General features: G+C 39.5%; 20 protein-coding genes. 4 read left to right on the top strand and 16 right to left on the bottom strand.

All coding sequences use genetic code 11. The features are described from left to right. Window positions 1–26: 26 nt before the first annotated feature. From ACEVFT_RS03685 to ACEVFT_RS03675, 3 genes are read right to left on the bottom strand one after another with little or no spacing between them, the layout of a single operon-like run. Window positions 27–818: an IclR family transcriptional regulator gene (locus ACEVFT_RS03685; RefSeq protein WP_205442534.1), complete on the bottom strand. Its 792-nt coding sequence runs from the start codon at window positions 816–818 to the stop codon at window positions 27–29. Beyond that, entirely contained in the window at window positions 815–1792 is a 978-nt protein-coding gene (locus ACEVFT_RS03680) for an ABC transporter ATP-binding protein (protein WP_393948168.1), read from the bottom strand. Before ACEVFT_RS03680 ends, ACEVFT_RS03685 begins: the two co-directional genes overlap by 4 nt. Then, entirely contained in the window at window positions 1767–2780 is a 1014-nt protein-coding gene (locus ACEVFT_RS03675; RefSeq protein ID WP_393948167.1) for an ABC transporter ATP-binding protein, read from the bottom strand. The genes ACEVFT_RS03680 and ACEVFT_RS03675 overlap by 26 nt, the downstream gene beginning before the upstream one ends. A gap of 492 nt (window positions 2781–3272) precedes the next feature. On the opposite strand from ACEVFT_RS03675, the gene ACEVFT_RS03670 reads away from it, so the two are divergent. The 4 genes from ACEVFT_RS03670 to ACEVFT_RS03655 all read left to right on the top strand — a co-directional run bounded on the left by ACEVFT_RS03670 (window position 3273) and on the right by ACEVFT_RS03655 (window position 6352). Continuing rightward, entirely contained in the window at window positions 3273–3731 is a 459-nt protein-coding gene (locus tag ACEVFT_RS03670) for a chemotaxis protein CheX (RefSeq protein WP_205442530.1), read from the top strand. 334 nt (window positions 3732–4065) lie between these two features. Continuing rightward, complete coding sequence (locus tag ACEVFT_RS03665) at window positions 4066–4188, top strand: hypothetical protein (protein ID WP_009370491.1); 123 nt, start codon at window positions 4066–4068, stop codon at window positions 4186–4188. A 24-nt stretch (window positions 4189–4212) separates the two neighbouring features. Next, complete coding sequence (locus tag ACEVFT_RS03660) at window positions 4213–4704, top strand: cupredoxin domain-containing protein (RefSeq protein WP_036118325.1); 492 nt, start codon at window positions 4213–4215, stop codon at window positions 4702–4704. Next, window positions 4691–6352: a b(o/a)3-type cytochrome-c oxidase subunit 1 gene (locus ACEVFT_RS03655; protein WP_342443124.1), complete on the top strand. Its 1662-nt coding sequence runs from the start codon at window positions 4691–4693 to the stop codon at window positions 6350–6352. The genes ACEVFT_RS03660 and ACEVFT_RS03655 overlap by 14 nt, the downstream gene beginning before the upstream one ends. 48 nt (window positions 6353–6400) lie before the next feature. Here the strand turns inward: ACEVFT_RS03655 and ACEVFT_RS03650 are convergent, their stop codons facing one another. The 13 genes from ACEVFT_RS03650 to ACEVFT_RS03590 form a co-directional block, all read right to left on the bottom strand. Next, window positions 6401–7897 (bottom strand): carboxypeptidase M32, encoded by a 1497-nt coding sequence (locus ACEVFT_RS03650; protein WP_393948165.1) that lies wholly within the window; start codon window positions 7895–7897, stop codon window positions 6401–6403. A gap of 76 nt (window positions 7898–7973) precedes the next feature. Next, entirely contained in the window at window positions 7974–9068 is a 1095-nt protein-coding gene (locus ACEVFT_RS03645) for a helix-turn-helix domain-containing protein (RefSeq protein ID WP_393948164.1), read from the bottom strand. A gap of 255 nt (window positions 9069–9323) precedes the next feature. Then, window positions 9324–10271, bottom strand: coding sequence for a malate dehydrogenase (mdh, locus tag ACEVFT_RS03640; RefSeq protein WP_342443121.1), 948 nt, complete (start codon window positions 10269–10271; stop codon window positions 9324–9326). Continuing rightward, a complete protein-coding gene (locus ACEVFT_RS03635; protein ID WP_205442524.1) occupies window positions 10271–10639 on the bottom strand; it encodes a BMC domain-containing protein in 369 nt (122 codons plus the stop codon). Before ACEVFT_RS03635 ends, mdh begins: the two co-directional genes overlap by 1 nt. Next, a complete protein-coding gene (locus ACEVFT_RS03630; protein WP_036118365.1) occupies window positions 10632–10916 on the bottom strand; it encodes a EutN/CcmL family microcompartment protein in 285 nt (94 codons plus the stop codon). Before ACEVFT_RS03630 ends, ACEVFT_RS03635 begins: the two co-directional genes overlap by 8 nt. Window positions 10917–10952: 36 nt before the next feature. Beyond that, window positions 10953–11822, bottom strand: coding sequence for a phosphate propanoyltransferase (locus ACEVFT_RS03625; protein ID WP_393948162.1), 870 nt, complete (start codon window positions 11820–11822; stop codon window positions 10953–10955). A 12-nt stretch (window positions 11823–11834) separates the two neighbouring features. Continuing rightward, window positions 11835–12425, bottom strand: coding sequence for a phosphate propanoyltransferase (locus ACEVFT_RS03620; RefSeq protein WP_342443120.1), 591 nt, complete (start codon window positions 12423–12425; stop codon window positions 11835–11837). A gap of 91 nt (window positions 12426–12516) precedes the next feature. After that, the gene (locus ACEVFT_RS03615; RefSeq protein ID WP_004269321.1) at window positions 12517–12795 is read right to left on the bottom strand and encodes a BMC domain-containing protein; all 279 of its coding nucleotides are present in this window, start codon (window positions 12793–12795) and stop codon (window positions 12517–12519) included. A 16-nt stretch (window positions 12796–12811) separates the two neighbouring features. Beyond that, window positions 12812–14302 (bottom strand): aldehyde dehydrogenase family protein, encoded by a 1491-nt coding sequence (locus tag ACEVFT_RS03610; RefSeq protein WP_342443119.1) that lies wholly within the window; start codon window positions 14300–14302, stop codon window positions 12812–12814. Between the two features lie 15 nt (window positions 14303–14317). Beyond that, window positions 14318–14968 (bottom strand): ethanolamine utilization microcompartment protein EutL, encoded by a 651-nt coding sequence (gene eutL / locus ACEVFT_RS03605; RefSeq protein ID WP_036077522.1) that lies wholly within the window; start codon window positions 14966–14968, stop codon window positions 14318–14320. An 11-nt stretch (window positions 14969–14979) separates the two neighbouring features. After that, window positions 14980–15990, bottom strand: a complete 1011-nt coding sequence (gene eutC, locus ACEVFT_RS03600; protein ID WP_393948160.1) for an ethanolamine ammonia-lyase subunit EutC — start codon at window positions 15988–15990, stop codon at window positions 14980–14982. Between the two features lie 9 nt (window positions 15991–15999). Then, window positions 16000–17370, bottom strand: coding sequence for an ethanolamine ammonia-lyase subunit EutB (locus ACEVFT_RS03595; protein ID WP_008176446.1), 1371 nt, complete (start codon window positions 17368–17370; stop codon window positions 16000–16002). A gap of 5 nt (window positions 17371–17375) precedes the next feature. Beyond that, a partial coding sequence (locus ACEVFT_RS03590; protein ID WP_393948159.1) for an ethanolamine ammonia-lyase reactivating factor EutA occupies window positions 17376–18087 on the bottom strand: 712 nt, incomplete at its 5' end.

Below are 18087 nucleotides of genomic sequence, written 5' to 3'. Positions count from 1 at the left end.
TTCATCCCCTTTTGTATTTGTGCTATCTATACGCCATATGGATATGGCATCGAATAACCTAGTTCAGCAGATATTGAAGCTGCCGTTTCCCACAGACCTTCTAAAAATGCATTTATTTTTTCTTTTGGTATTAGCGTCTCTATGCCCGCTATACTAATCGAGTATTCTACTTTGCGTTCGCTATTGAAAATCGGTACTGCTATTGATACAGTGCCTTCTTCCAATTCTGATACGCTGTAGGCATAGCCATTTTTTTTCCCAAATTCAATGAGTTCAAATATCTCTTCATCAGTAACAGGTGTTCCACTAGCATATTTTTTACGAGGTTTTTGAAGTACCTCATTAATTTTCTCCTCTGATTGAAAGGATAAAAGTACCCTTGAACAAGCGCCTGCATAAAGTGGTGCTCTTCTTCCCACTCGTGTATAAAGTAAAACCGGTTTTAAACTTTCAATTTTTTCAATATAAAGACCATCTGTTTCATCCAGTACGCTTAGTTGAACAGCCAAGTCAAACTTCTGTTGCAACATCTTCATATACGGTATAGCCAAAGAGCGAATTTCAATTGAATTTGCTGCAATTGCACCTAATTCAATGAGTTTATTCCCAAGTAGATAATGATCACTCAATACTAACTGTCCACCACTTTGAATATAAGGACGTTTTAATACGCCTAAATCTGTAAATGTTTTTAAAAACCTATGTAAAGTCGGTTTAGGAATATCTGTTTCGATTGCTAGCTCGTCTAACCGCCAAGAAGGTTTCTCTTCAGTAAATAACGTTAAAATATTAATACCTTTTTCCAATGTTTTGCTCATGTTAATCGCTCCATTTGCTCTTCATAAAGTAAACAGGAAACTTCATGTTTATCGCCAATTTTGTTTAATTTTGGAGGTGTCACCTTACATATTTCCATGCAGTTTGGGCATCGTGTATGGAATGTGCAGCCCGATGGTGGATTAGCAGGATTGGGAACATCTCCACTTAGCACAATACGCTCCTTTCCTTTTGAAGGATGAGATTTTGGTAATGCTGATAGTAAAGCTTTTGTATATGGATGTTTAGGATTATTAAATAATTCGTGTTTATCTGCCATTTCCACTAACTTACCTAAGTACATTACCCCTATGCGGTCACAAAAGTGATGCACTACACTTAAATCATGAGATATGAAAATGTAGGTAAGGTTCATTTCCTTTTTTAAATCTTTCATAATATTTAATACTTGAGATTGAATCGAAACATCAAGAGCAGATACTGGTTCATCTGCAACAATCAATTTTGGATTGGACACTAATGCTCTAGCAATTCCAATTCGTTGTCTTTGACCACCTGAAAATTCATGTGGAAAACGTTCTAACTGCTTTTGTGTAAGTCCAACCTGTTTGGCTACTTCATAAACACGTTGCTTTCTCTCTTCCCTTGTACCTATTCCAAAATTCACCAAAGGTTCTTCGATTATTTTAAACACCTTCATACGAGGATTAAGGGAAGAAAAAGGGTCTTGAAAGATGATTTGCATATCACGACGTTTTTGACGTACCTCTTTTGGGCTAAGAGTGGCAATATTTTCTCCATTCAGTAAAATTTCGCCTTCAGTAGGTGTAAGAAGTTGGATTAATGTTTTACCCATAGTCGACTTTCCGCACCCTGACTCTCCGACAATTCCTAAAACCTCACCCTCATTTACAAAAAATGAAACATCATCTACTGCTTTTAAATGCCCTGAACGAGATCCTTTAACTGAAAAATATTTCTTTAAGTGTTTAACTTCTAACAATGGACTGCCCATTGACAATTCCCCCTCCCACTTCGTTCTCTTCATACAGCCAACATCTTACCTTGGTACCATTAGACGTTGTAAATAGATCAGGCTTCTTTTTACATTGATCTGTTGCAAATTCGCATCGATCGAAAAATCTACAACCTGAAGGCATATCGGATGGTGATGGCACCACCCCTTCAATTGATGGAAGGTACTCTTGTTCTGATTCAATGTCAGGCAATGAATTTAATAACCCTTTGGTATATGGATGAAGCGGCTGATTAAACAAATCTAGCACTGTAGCCTCTTCAACAATTTCACCAGCATACATCACGATTACTCTCTCACATATTTCCGCTACTACACCAAGATCATGGGTAATTAAAATGATGGACATATCTAGTTTTTCTTGTATGTCTTTCATTAAATCTAAAATCTGAGCCTGAATTGTCACATCTAATGCTGTAGTAGGCTCGTCTGCAATTAATATTTCTGGTCCACAAGCCAATGCCATGGCAATCATAACCCTTTGTCGCATTCCTCCTGATAATTGATGAGGATATTCATTCACTACTTTATCGGGACGAGGAATACCTACGAGACGAAGCATGTCAACGGCACGTTCATGAGCTTCTTTCCTTGAAATTTTTTCATGACTATGAATCATTTCCATAATTTGCGAACCGACTTTATACACTGGATTGAGCGAACTCATTGGTTCCTGAAATATCATAGAAACTTTTTTCCCACGAATCTTTCGCCATTCCTTCTTCGACTTTTTATTAATTTGCTTTTGATCTATGTAAACTTCTCCACCTTGCCAGTTAACCCCAGTAGGTAACAATCCCATAAGTGAAAGTGATGTCATGCTTTTTCCACAACCTGATTCCCCTACAATCCCCAAAGTTTTGCCTTTTTCAAGTTGAAATGATACTCCATTCACAATAGCAATATCTTTTTTATTTTGTTGAATACCTATTTTCAAATCGCTTACTTCTAAAATATTCAAACTCATTTCCCCCTCCGTTCCAAAATATGAAACGCGATTCCATTTTTTAAAATCTTAACAGAAAAAACCGGGTTATTTCAATAGTTTTCAGAAAAAAATAAAAATTCATTTTAATTAAATTATTCCAAAAAAACGTTTAACTCATTTATTCACGATCTTCATTCCTAGAAATACAAAAAAACATGGCCCGAATATTCGGACCATGCCTAAAAATGTTTATCAAGTATTATCTCTTATTTCAAATGTGCAGTCGCCTGTTTCATGACGTATTTCCCAACTCCAATATAGATCACTACAGCTGCTCCAATCAATACGAATGTCATTGCTAACCGCTCCTTCTTAGTTATTTTTCGTTAAGTTTTTAGATGTTTGCATTGAATTTGAAAATCATTCTCATTAATATATTATAAATTTCACGTTAATTCGTCAAGACATACTTTCATATTACCCTTTTTACATGGTAAGATGTAGAAAAGTCGGAAAAAGGATGCGGTAATGATGAGTAATTCGAAGTACTTTCAAACTATTTTAAACGGGACAATCCACGCTTTAAAAACCATTCTTCCTATGGATATAGAAGTAAAGTCGCCTAGTATTATTTCTGAACCCTTTCAACAGCAACAAATGGGCGTATTAATTGGCTTAATCGGAGATTTAAAGGGACGCGTCATCATTGATTCCTCTCCTGATGTGTTTAGTGGGATTGGCAGTACAATGTTCGGTATGCCGTTAGAGGGAGAAATGCTAGAATCCTTTACAGGAGAATTCGGTAATATGATTGCAGGAAATTTATGTACAGCTGTTGGGCAAGAAAGCTTAGAAATTGATATCACTCCGCCAACGGTGATGGTGGGCACTACAAAATTATACGGTTTTGAAAAAGCATTTGCTCTCCCAGTTTCGGTCCCAAGCATTGGTGCACTAACAGTTCTATTAACAATAGAGGAAGAAGAATAGAAAACAAGATTTGATAAAGATCCCAAATAAGACATTGTATGCTCAAGCAGACAGCACACATGTAAAAAACTTGTCATTCGCATAAAAAGAATGACAAAAAAAGGAATGCACTTTCCTACCAATCTTTTGTTTTTATTAAAATTAAGCAAAATATAGTACGTCAACAAGCTATCTCAATGACTTTTGAGATAGCTTGTTTTTTTCTCTTCACAATTCTTCACACTTTCTTCACACATTTCCCCTAGAAGTGTGATTTTTTTCACATCAAAATGTAGTGGATTTTTATATGATGACAATAAGAAACACAACAATAAAAAGCGTAGGAGGAGCAAAAATGGCAAACAAAAAGAAGTCAGATGAAAATTTAAAAGGTTCACTCTATGCAGTTTTTGGAGTAGGTATTATCATCATTTTACTTTGGGTGTACTGCTTCGATTTGTTCATTGGACGGTTTTAATCTACGAAGAAGGGACAGAAACATATGCACATACATAAGTATGAGAAATACTGGCTTGTGTTTGGAGTTGCCACTTTAGTCGCATTCCTGATCATTCTCGGTATCGGGGCATTTCATCAAGGCTCCCATCCAAACAATGGTAAAAAAACACTAGATTACGAGAAAGTGAAAGAGACAGCACCTTTTGATAATCCAGGTGTCCATAAGGTTGAAGGTAAGGATTGGGATTACGAAGTGGTGGTAGTTGCTTCTGCATTCAATTATAATCCTCCACAAATTGAGGTTCCACTTGGTGCAAAGGTAAAATTTATCGCGACAAGCGAAGATGTTATGCATGGTTTTGAGGTTGCAGGTACGAATATCAATATGATGCTTGAGCCTGGCTATATTTCGGAATATGTGACAGAAGTCAATAAGGTTGGCGAGTTTTTAATCGTATGTAATGAGTATTGTGGTACAGGACATACGATGATGCACTCTATGCTAAAGGTGGTGGATTCAAATGAGTCACACTAATTCAATGACAAAAGTGGATCGTCGAGATGCAAAGCTAGCAATGGCACATATTTACGTGGCATTTATCGCATTGTTATTAGGTGGTCTTGCAGGTTTATTACAAGTTTTTGTACGTTCTGGTCAATTTACATTACCAGCAGGCATTGGTTATTATCAAGTATTAACAGTTCATGGTGTACTACTCGGTCTTATATTAACTACATTCTTTATTTACGGCTTCCAAATTGCAAGTGTAAGTCGAACATCAGGTACATTCACTGATACTCAACGAAGACTTGGCTGGATTGGTTTCTGGTTAATGACTATCGGTACAGCTGCTGCCGCAACGATGGTTTTATTGAATAAAGCAACTGTTCTTTATACATTCTATGCACCATTAAAGGCACATTGGATTTTCTATTTAGGTCTTACATTAGTCGTAGTTGGTTCTTGGGTTGGCGGCGTAGGTCAAATTTTACGTTATGTCCAGTGGCGTAAAGAAAATAAAGCGAGCGGACAACGCAGCCCATTACTATCATTTATGGTAGTTGTTAATAATTTAATGTGGTTCGTGGCAACGCTTGGTGTTGCAGCTTCTGTTTTAATTCAATTGTTACCATGGTCATTAGGTTTAATTGAGCGTGTCGATGTGGCATTATCGCGTACCCTTTTCTGGTATTTTGGTCATGCACTCGTATACTTCTGGTTATTACCTGCCTATATGGTTTGGTACGTGATTATTCCAAAAGTAATTGGCGGAAAAATTTTCTCCGATTCTTTAGCAAGACTTTCGTTTATGCTGTTCTTACTCTTCTCTATTCCTGTTGGGATTCACCATCAGTTAACAGAGCCTGGTATTGATGGTACATGGAAGTTCATTCAAGTTGTATTAACATTCGCTGTAATCGTGCCATCTCTGATGACAGCCTTCTCGATGTTTGCGATGTTCGAGTTACGTGGTCGTGAATTAGGTGGTAAAGGGTTATTCGGTTGGTTTAAAAAATTGCCATGGAAGGATGCTCGTTTCTTCGTACCATTTATCGGTATGGTGTCATTTATTCCAGGGGGTGCAGGCGGAATTGTCAATGCCTCTTATCAAATGAACCAATTAATTCATAATACCATTTGGGTTACAGGACATTTCCATCTAACGATTGCAACAGCTGTTGTTTTAACTTACTTCGGTGCGGCATTCTGGTTAATTCCACATTTAACAGGTCGTACACTTTCGAAGTCTTTAAATAATCTTAGTAATTTCGCTGGTATCTTATGGGCTACTGGTATGACGATTATGTCTTCTGCGATGCATATTGCTGGTCTGTTCGGTGCTCCTCGTCGCTCAGATTACTCAGAATATGGTGGCGCTCAGCAGGCTTATGATTGGATTCCTTATCAAATCGCGCAAGCTGTGGGTGGAACAATTCTCTTTATCGCCATCCTAGTGATCATTTATATCGTGGTGAAATTAGCTTGGTTCGCACCTAAAGGTGAAGAAGAATTCCCTGTAGGTGATGTACATGAGCTTAGCGGTCCAACACCAGCTATTTTAGAAAACTTTAAAATCTGGCTTGTTATTTTAGTAGCCTTAATTTTATTCGCTTACACAGTACCAATTATCGATATTATCTCGAACTCACCAGCCGGCTCCAAAGGCTATCAATTGTGGTAAGCATTTAGAAATAAAGCGATTTCTCATTGTAGAGAAATCGCTTGTTTTTTATAACTGATATAGCTTTGTATATTTTTCTTGTAAATAGTCTGCAAGGTACTTGGCATTTAAGCCTTCCCCTGTCGCTTCTTTTAACAATTCGAACGGTTTTTTCAATGCCCCATATTGATGGACTTTGTCAGTTAACCATTCGCGAATTGGTAGCAGCTCCCCTTTTTCCAGTAACTCGTCAAAATTAGGGATATCCTTGTCCATCGCATGCTTCCATTGTGCTGCATAAATCATTCCTAATGCATAGGATGGGAAATAACCGAACATGCCTCCTGACCAGTGCATGTCTTGTAATACTCCTTTTGCATCTGTCTCAGGACGAATGCCTAAATATTCCTCATATTTATCATTCCACACTTGTGGCAGATCCTTCGCCTGTAAATCACCATTGAACAAATCACGTTCAATTTCATAGCGAATCATGATATGTAGTGGATACGTTAATTCGTCCGCTTCAATACGAATAAAAGATGGTTCGACCATATTAATGGCACGTAAAAAATCGGCTAATGCAACATCACCAAATTGTGCTGGTGAGAAATGTTGAAGGCGCTCATAGTTATGCTCCCAGAACTTTTCATTTCTACCGACAAAATTTTCATAAAATAATGATTGAGATTCATGAATCCCCATCGATGTACCCGTAGCTAATGGCAGACCTGCAAGTTTTTCATCAATGTTTTGCTCATACATCGCGTGACCGCACTCATGAATCGTGCCAAAAATAGCCGAACGGAAATCATTTTCATCATATTTTGTTGTAATACGAGCGTCTCCGTAGTTTAAACCAATCATGAATGGGTGGACACTCTCATCCAAACGCCCAGCATCGAAGTCATAGCCAAGCTGAGCAAGCAATTCTAACGATAATTCACGCTGTTCCTCACGCGGGAAATGCTTAAATAACATGCTAGTGTCTGGTTTATTCGATGAATGAGCAATTTTTTGAACAAGCGTCACAATGGATTCACGTAAATCACCAAATACTTGATCTAAGACATCTGTTGTCATATCTGGTTCATATAAATCTAGTAATGTATTGTATGGAGATCCATTTTTAATACCCCAGTATTGAATGAACTTTTTCTGCCATTGAATGATTTCCTCTAAATAAGGTAGGAATAAGGCAAAATTATTGCTGGCCTTCGCTTCTTCCCAAGCCGTTTCCGCCTTTGATTGAAGAATGACGAATTGTTTGTATTCATTCGCAGGGATTTTTTTATTTTGATCGTAATTCTTTCTTACTTCTTCTACTAAACGCAGTGTTACATAGTCAAGATCAGCTTTTTGTACCTCTAATGCTGCTAAAAGCTCTCCTAGTTCTTCACTCGTCTGCATATCAAATAAGGAGGCTGATAATGTACCAATTACCTCAGAACGTTGCGCTAACCCCTTTTTTGGTGCACCCGTCCGCATATCCCAATAAATCACATTGAGTGCTTCCTCATAATGCTGCATCTTCTTCACATAGTCTGTAAATTGTTGAACAGTCATGCATTCATCCTCCTTTTCACGTTATCAGTTTATCATATTTTCGAAAATTTTGTATATTGTGGACTTTCTAGGTAAATTATTCAGAATATTCTCTTTTTAACTTCTCTATTATTTTGATATATTGAATATCTCCTAATCCATAGTGTGGAAATAGGGAAAACAATTGCTTTAACAGGTCATTTTGAGATAGATTGAGGTGTTTTTTTATATATGTAGTGATCTCATTCTCTTCCTTTAAATAGTTGAAATATAATTGAATGCCCTGATACATGACAGGTATAAGCGTTGTCTTGGGCAGACGATGGTGCATCAACACCTCTTGATAGACCTCCCCATAAGGTCCAAGTTCTATCTCTGTTTCCTCCACATCATAGGTCATTTCCTTGACCATATAATAATAGACTTTGCCTTGATACCTTTGTTGCTCCAGGAAAGCCAGCACTGTCAGTAAGTTCATCTGACAAAACATATCATCACCAAACCATAAAACGATACATTGATAGTCATTTGTCAGTAATGGCTTCAACGGATTTAATGTCACCTGCTCATATTCTTGTAATGCCACCTGATGCCCTGTAGCACGAAGTTTATTAAATTCTTCACTGAAAATCGGACTAGTCGTTGGATTCGCACACATCGCTTCATTGAAAGGTACGTAATCACTATTGCCCATTAATTGCTGTTTGACAAACTCCTCATACATCATTTGACCATTTAATACATTCAAGATCTCTCGATCGTATTGCGCATTGATCTTCTCTTGTAACGCTTCAATTTTTAATTTCTGAGAAATATCCATTGTAAACCATCCTCCATCATTTTGTAATTTCAACTTTACAAAGGTTTGTAAAGGTTGAGGAGACTTTCTGTAATCATTCGGACTTATACCGAAGTACCTTTTAAAGGCTCTAGAAAAGGATTCCTGTGATGAAAAGCCGTAGTGAAAGGCGATGTCAATTATTTTCTCTTGGGGGTCTTTTAATGCAATAGATGCAAGATAGATTTTGCGTAGTGATCTATATTTTTTAATTGTCATCCCGGTCATCTGATGGAATTTAAAAGAACAATAATACGGAGAATAGCCCATATCCTTCCCTAAATGCTCTAATGAAAATCCTTCTAATAGGTGACTTTCAATCCAATCAATCATCTCCTGTACGATACTGTTCATCCACATCCCTCCTACTTTGATTATAGTAGAATCGGTAATTGTTTTTATGATATAAGTTGTGAAGGTGCAATAAAAAAACTGTAGCAAGCTTTTGCGCCTGCTACAGTTGAGAGCTTTCTCTAAAAATGGGGGATTTACGCTAGCTTTCAAGTCATGTTCGGTTTCCAATCAAACATTTTTTTGAGCTATCATGAAGTCTTATGGAAAGAAAGTTGGGGATCCTTTCGATCCATTGAAAAATAGAGTCTGTTTACCCTATTCAATGTTTTGGCAAATAGCAATTACCTGTTTCACAGCCTCTGCAGAATGCTGAAGGGCTGTTTGTTCTTCATTTGTTAGGTGCAATTCGATGACAGATTCGATGCCATTGCCACCTAAAATCGTTGGTACCCCTAAAAAGAGATCGTGGTACCCATATTCTCCTTCTAAAAGAGCAATAGAAGGGATAATTTTTCGTTGATCCTTGATAATGATTTCAACCATCTGGGCACACGCTGCGGCTGGTGCATAGTAGGCACTACCATTGCCTAGTAAGCCGACAATTTCTCCGCCACCTTTACGTGTACGCTCGACGATTTGCTGCAGTCGATCCTGAGGAATTAGCTTCTCTAATGGAATGCCGCCTGCATAGGAATAACGGATTAATGGCACCATCTCATCGCCATGTCCACCTAGCACGAAGCCTGATACATCCTCTGGTGCAATGTGAAGCTCCTGCGCAACAAACGTATTAAAGCGAGCTGTATCTAACACACCCGATTGACCAATGATACGATTTTTGGCAAAGCCTGTTTCCTTATGACACACATACGTCATGGCATCAACAGGATTACTCAACACAACAACAATACTATTTGGAGCATAATGTTTAATTTGTCTTGAAACCTGTTGAATGATTTTGGCATTTGTTGTCACTAAGTCATCACGACTCATCCCTGGTTTACGTGGAATGCCTGCTGTAATGACAACAATATCTGCTCCAGCGATATCTTCATATTGACTCGTGCCTTGAATGGACACATTGAATTTTTCAATTGGGCCTGTCTGTAACAAATCCAAAGCTTTCCCTTTTGTCGGGTTCTCGGCTTCTGGAATATCAACAAGGACCACATCGCCTAATTCTTTCTGCGCTAAAAATAAACTCAATGTGGAACCAGTGTGGCCTGCTCCAATTACAGCGATTTTATTTTTACGAAATGCCACTATGCCTCACCTCGGTTATCTGTTGCGGATGTTGCTTCTGTTGTTTTTTTCGCCCGCGTTGCTGCTGGTGCAGAGACAGGCTTTTTCTTTGGTGCCTCTGGTCCTTTAATCATTTTAAAGACATCTTCATCAGGTCTCGGAATGACGTGAGCGCCTAATAATTCACCAACACGCATAGCGGCTGCTTTTCCAGCTTCTACTGCTGCTTGTACAGAACCTACGTCACCCTTCACGACAATCGTCACGATGCCACCATCAACAAATTCTTGTTTGACGATTGTGACGTCTGACGCTTTAATCATCGCATCAGCAGCTTCATAAGAACCAACTAATCCTTTTGTTTCGATCATTCCAATTGCGCTACTCATTGTCCTCACCTCTCATTACTTCCGTAGAATCAATAATACCAATGACAACTGCATCAATCGGTAACGGATTTTCTTTCATAATATAGCGTGATGATCCACCACTTGTAATAAGTACATCATCACCAATACCCGCTCCTATGCGATCAGCTGCAACCATTTCTGTGCGAATCGGCTGTTGATTGGAATCAATTGGTTGAATGATTAGTAGCTTTAAACCATTCAACCCTTCCTCCTTGCGAGTTGCCCATACACTGCCTATCACTCTTCCCATTTGCATGAACTTCACCCTCTTTATGCGACACAGCTTGTCTTACTACTCCGAGCGGATTGTTAATGTTTTATTTAACTCTCGCAGCTTATCATAAGCCAATGCTGTCACAATGGTTTTCTTTGGAACGACAATTTCTTGTGCATCGATATCGAGCACTTCTATTTGTGAAAGTAGCTTTTTGTCATAATGATAGACGGATGGCTGTTCTACTTTCTGTACGACTGGCGACTGCTCTTTCACAGCGATAGCTGGTTCGCTTACTTGATGATACAAAATTTCTGCAAGTGTTCCTTGTTGAATTAACCCTGCATTTGCTTCATCTGTATCAATATGCATTTCTAAGCGATAGCGCTCTGAAACACGGATAACCACATTTGATAAAATAATCGGGCGAATACCTTCCACCTTGATTTGAACTGATTGTCCATCTACTACTTGGAATCTCGCACTATCCGCTGGGGACATATGAATATGTGCCTGTGCAATAATGAGTCCTTCATTTAACACGACACTCCCCTTTGGACCAATCAATGTAACAGGGCTTGAACCTTGAATATCACCAGATATTCTTAGTGGTGGCTTCAGCCCTAATTTCATCGCATCTGTCCAGCTTACTTCCACTTGGGATAAGGAACGAGCGGGGCCAAGAATACGTACGCGCTCTATCGACCCTTTTGGACCTGCAATCACTACAGTTTCCTCCGCAGCAAATTGCCCTGGTTGTGAAAGCTCAGACTTCGGTGTAAGCTGATAATTTTCACCAAAAAGCTGTTCCACTTCTGCTTGTGCAAGATGGACATGGCGGGCAGATACACCAATCGGAATTTTACCGTCATGTGGAGGGGAAGATTGATTTTTTAAGACTTGTTGCAGAACTTCTTCCACAATTTTTTGCACTAAATTTTCTTGCATCTTGCCTCCTCCTTACGATAATACTTTCATTAATTTACCCTGTGCCTGCTGTTCGATAAAGCCAGCATTTGCTTCATCCGTGTCAATGTGCATTTCCAGACTAAAATCATTGGAAACACGTACAACGACACCTCGAAAAGTGACAGGACGATCACTTACAACTTCCACTGAAACTAATTCATTATTGTGTACTTCCAATGCTTTGGCATCTTCTTCTGTCATATGAATATGTGCCTGTGCAATGATGACCCCCTGCTGGATCTCTAATTCCTTGTCTTGAGAAAGAATTTTAATGCCTGCAGAATTGTCAATATCACCTGATTGCCGTAAAGGAGGTGTCACCCCTAGCTTCATGGCATCTGTACGGCTTACCTCTACTTGGGTTGCTGGTCTTACAGGTCCAAGGACACGGACATTATGAATAATGCCTTTTGGTCCCTCGATAGAGACACGCTCTTTTGCAGCAAATTGCCCTGGCTGTGATAAGTCGAAATCCTTAGTAAGGGTTGCATTTGGACCAAAAAGTGCTTGTAAATCCGCTTCACTTAGATGGATATGACGAGCCGAAATGGCCACTGGAAAAGTTTTTGTTGCTGTTGTCACGTTAGCCACCTCTTTATTTTGTTGATTGATTTTATAAGGACAAGTTGAGAGCTGTTCTAAAGTTAGATCCAGCTCTCATCAGAACATGAAATTATGCTTCTGCTTTTGGTAAAATCATTTCTAATTCGTGGTGTGGACGTGGAATTACATGAACTGATAATAGCTCTCCTACACGTTGTGCTGCTGCTGCCCCTGCATCTGTTGCTGCTTTTACTGCACCTACATCACCGCGTACAAGAACTGTCACGATACCGCCACCAACATGTACTTTTCCTACTAAATTAACGCTTGCTGCCTTTACCATTGCGTCTGCTGCTTCAATTGCTCCTACTAAACCTTTTGTTTCTACCATTCCTAATGCTGTACTCATTTGTCATTCCTCCAAATTATTTATTTTGTAATGTGATTTGTTTTAATACTTGATCGACAATTTGTTGAACCATCGTTGTGTCTAGAGCAGGCTCTTGTGAGACTACCGACTCGACAACGGACTGTACTTCAAATTCTGGTTTTGGCACTTCGACATCTTTAATGCCATACGCCATACGTTTGATATTTAATAAATGTCTTGCTGTAATGTTATCTGACGTAATATTGCCGCCAAATGTACCACAGCCTAATGTAAAGGATGGCGCTAAGCCCGTTGTGCCACCAACTGCACCGATAGATGATAATGTATTGACCACAATGCGTGATACTGGTAATTCAACGGAAAATTGCTCTGCTAATGCTGCATTTTCAGTGTGAATGGAGCATGTATGTCCGCGTCCTCCAATATTTAGCAGGTCAATCATCACCTGCTTGGCTTCTGTACTGTTTTCAACAACATAAAGTGCAAAGATTGGTGATAGTTTTTCAAGAGAAAACGGAATATTTTTACCAATCATTGTTTCGAAGCCCACAAGAACTTTTGTATCGTCTGGAACCGTAATACCAACAGAATCGGCTAGGCAAGTAGCTGATTTACCGACAATCTGGGGATTTACTTTCCCAGGAACTGGCGAAATCAATTTTTCCATTTTAGCTTTTTCTTCAGCATTTAATAGATAGGCACCGTTTTTCTTTAATTCTGTTTGCACTTGCTCTGCAATCGCCTTATCGACAATAATGGCTTGCTCCGTTGCACAGATTGTGCCATTATCGAACGATTTACTTTGCACCAATTGACGTACAGACTTTTGAATAGTAGCCGATTTTTCAATGTAAGCTGGTACATTTCCTGGTCCTACCCCATAGGCAGGTTTGCCAGAGCTATAGGCTGCCTTGACCAATGCACCACCACCCGTAGCTAAAATTAAATGAATGTCTGGGTGCTTCATTAGCTGCTGTGTTGCTTCCATGGAGGACATTGTTAAACATTGTAGTAATCCTTCTGGCGCACCTGCTTTTTCAGCAGCTACTCGACAAATATCTAAGGCCTCTTTTGTACATTTCACTGCATATGGGTGTGGACTAAGCACTAAACCATTTCTCGTTTTTAAAGAAATAAGCGTTTTAAAGATGGCTGTAGAGGTTGGATTTGTTGTGGGTACAATACCAGCAATGACACCGAAAGGACTTGCAATTTCGGCTACTTTTTTCATCCGATCATAGCCCACAATACCAACTGTTTTTAAGTCTTTAATATCTTCATAGACATCTCGTGAAGCCACTTCATTTTTCATCTTTTTATGGTTGGGAATACCCATCCCTGTTTCTTGCACAGCCATTTTTGCTAAACGATCTGCTTCCTTAAAGGCAGCATCCGCAACAGCCTTTACAATGGTGTCTACTTGTTGCTGAGAAAATTGCATGTAGGCAGCCTGTGCTGTATTAGCATGTTTAACGGCATCTCTCATTTCCTGAATCGCTAATAAGTCTTTGTCTAATGTGGCCATAAAGCCGCCTCCTTTCTAGATCACTGGGTTTCTAGCTATATTTTCAATAGCTTCTCTGAATGCATGTGCTGCAGCCTCGCATGACGATTGACTGCCCGTTAATAAGCCACCACCAAAATTGGTTTCAGATGGAGGACCAAAGAAAACCTTTAACTCAACATCTGCCGCCTTTAATGCTGCATCTAATCCAACCACTGCCTCAAGTGGCGGTGCGATTAAATAAGCAAGTGGTGTGCCAACCTTTACATCTGCAAGCTCAGCAAGATACGTCCCACAGCTTGCCACGGTATGGGCAAACAAGGCATGATTGTCATTATTATTAATGGCTTCAAAATACGTATCAAATTCAATTTTTTGTTGAATAGCATCAAGACCACTACGAATTTCATCAGGTGAGCTTCCAGCGATGATGCCAATCACTTCACCCGACAATGGACCAGACGCATGTGCCGCTCCCGCATAAAAGCTTTTTGCATAGACAACATCGACATCTGCCTTTTTCGTCGCCTCATCTAAGGCAACGTATCCAACATCGTCGATTGTCAGTGTGACAAGCCCAATACTATGATGATGTGGCTTTAAATCTAACTGCTCTGCTAGTTCACTGTTGACTCTTGGAATGGTTTGCATCGCCAAGATTTGAGCCATAATTTTTTGAGGATACATATTTCAGCCCCCTAACCTTCTTTTGCGACAAGCTCTACGCCACTTGCCTGGTAATGCAGGATTTTTTCTACGACTGTTCCAAGATAAGCTCCCGCTTCTAATGGTGGGATACCACCCTTATGGATGTTTGAAATCACCATACGTTCCGCTTCCACTGTCCCAATTCTTGGCTTGAAGCATAAATATGCACTCATCGATTCTGCCGATACAAGCCCTGGACGCTCACCAATTAGGTAAACAATAACCTCTGCCTGTAGCAGTTCACCAATCTCATCCATTAAAGCAACACGGCCTTTATCAATATAGAATGTTGTACCGATGTCAATATTTAAATTGCCAAGACTTTGCTGAAGGGCTAAGTAGACATCTTGTACATTTTCCTCAATCGCACTCGCACTTAAGCCATTCGAGATAATAATCTGTACTTTGGGCTGTGGTTTACATTTTTGCTGAATCAATGTCTTTGATTCCTCTGATAAACGACGGCCTAAGTCAGGTCTTGTAATGTATTCCTCTTTATCCGTGACTTTCGTTGTTACCTGAAAGACATCAAGCTTTTGTAAAAGATCTTCTGACACTTCGCCATACACAGCATCTACCGCAGCAGCATGATCGAGTCGGAATTTTAACCATGTTTTCGTTTTCGGTCTTGTCCCAGCTCTCCCTACACCAATGCGAGCAGGTGTATGTTTTTTAGCAGCCTGCACACTTTCCGTTAACGCTTCTGCCTCAAACTGAAAGGGCTTGATCGGTACAGCTTCGTTTAATGGCTGGTCGAAAGTGACAGAAGCAAGCGTTGTTACTTGCTGTGGAGCTCCATGCTGATATAGCTGAATTAATGGCTCCTGTGATGTTGCTGTAGCTTCTGTTGTTTCTGAAGAACGATTTTCTACTGTATCATAAAAATTAATAAGTGGTTGTTCTGTTGGAGTAGTTGCCACTTCAGGTGCTTGGCTACCTGTATTTTTCTCCATCTTCTCCATGACAAGCTGTGTAATCATAGAAACTAATTGATCATTCACTTGACTCACCTACCTTTCAAAAATGGATAAATCGCCGGCTCTTGCTGACAGTCGACCATTTTCATAAATGCCCATTTTCTCTAACCATGCTAAATACTCTGGTGCTGGTTTTTTACCAAATGTTTGGAGTAATGTAGCTACATCATGGAAGCTCATCGATTGATAATTGAGCATCACATCATCGCCCATTGGCGCAGCAATAATAAAGTTAACGCCAGCTGCTGTTAGCAATACACTTAAATCTTCCACATCATTTTGGTCTGCCTTAATATGGTTGGTATAGCAAATATCTACCCCCATAGGAATGCCATGCATTTTGCCCATGAAATGATCTTCGAGACCTGCTCGAATGACTTGTTTATTGTTGTATAAATATTCTGGGCCGATAAAGCCCACTACTGTGTTCACAATATAAGGATTAAAATGTCTTGCAAATCCATAATTGCGAGATTCCAAAGTTACTTGGTCAATGCCCATATGTGCCTCTGCCGATAGCTCTGAGCCTTGGCCTGTTTCAAAGTAGAATAAATTTGGACCAGTACCTGTTCCTTGTTTTTTTATTAGCTCCTCTGCTTCTCTTATTAAATCAGCAGAAATACCGAACGAACGGTTAGCAATTTCTGTCCCTGCGATACTTTGGAAAATCATATCCGCTGGGGCGCCCTGTTTAATCGCCTTCATCTGTGTTGTAATATGAGCTAATACACAGTTTTGCGTAGGAATGGACCAATCATTGATGAATTCTTTTGTAGCCGTAAGTACTTTTTTAACACTTTCAACTGAATCATCTACAGGATTAATGCCGATAACAGCATCCCCAATACCATAAGACAATCCTTCTTTTAGAGAGGCGATGATGCCATCAATATTGTCTGTTGGATGGTTTGGCTGAAGGCGAGAAGACAATGTCCCTTTTTGGCCAATCGTAATATTACACGTTGATAGTATTTCGACTTTATTGGCTGCATGAACAAGATCTAAATTGGACATTAGCTTTGTAACAGCGGCAATAATCTCCGAATTCATTCCTTTACTTAAACGCTTTAATTCACGATCACCTGTGTCATTCGATAAAATGTATTCACGCAGCTGCTCGATGCTCCAGTTTTTGATTTCTCCATAGATTTGCTCATTAATATCGCCCTCAATAATGCGTGAAACCTCATCATTTTCTTGCGGCACTAATGGATTTTCTCGGATATCTTTTACTAAAAGCTCACTTAATACAGCCTTCGCTGCGATTCGTTGTTGAACCGTCTCAGCGGCAATACCCGCTAGCTGATCGCCTGATTTTTCTTCATTGGCCTTGGCCATAACATCTTTTAATGATTTAAAATTATATTTTTCTCCACCAAATATCACCGATAAGTTCACATTCATCCTCCTTACTTTGAATGGAAGGCAAGGGTCTTCACCACAACAGGAACAACGCCAGATGGCAGAACCTCTCCAATGTCGATGTAATCACCTGTTTCCACTTTAATTTGATCGATGCAAATAATTGGCACTGTCGCATTAATAGCTTGTATGGTTTGTCCAATAATTTTTGCGTAATCTGATTGAATGACTATGATAATTGGTATGTCCTTAGAGCATCTTGTTGCCAAATGTTGCAGAATGGCCTGACACAATGCATGTACATCCTGAAAGCTTAAATACGGCAATTCACTAAAATAGAGTGCAAATGGTGAACGATTGTCCTGTATAGAAAATAAATCATCTGCTCTCTCTACGGCTGTCTTCACAGTCGTGTTAAAGTCTGTAGACGTATCTATATGGCAATTGAAGACTGGTACATTTTTTAGTGGTAACACATGAGCATCCACCTGAATGGTTGCCCCACTAATTTCAGTGGTTTGTGTACCAGCACCAGTCACTGTTGCCCGCGCTGTTTCCTCTGGTCGTAGCCATAAAAATGATTGTAGCTGTTCTTGCTGTAATAGCATCTTCGCTAATCTTTCACCAATATCATCATATTGGCGCTGTGTACATTCATTTTCATAAATACAAGAGGCCACACCACCTGTAAAAACGATGGCATCCACAGGTTTATGCCAGTTTGGTAAATGCCCTAGTAATAATGGATGCTTTTCATCT

This window comes from Lysinibacillus sp. PWR01 (genome assembly GCF_043359455.1).
Classification (GTDB): domain Bacteria; phylum Bacillota; class Bacilli; order Bacillales_A; family Planococcaceae; genus Lysinibacillus; species Lysinibacillus fusiformis_F.
This window is presented reverse-complemented; position numbering and strand designations above follow the sequence as displayed.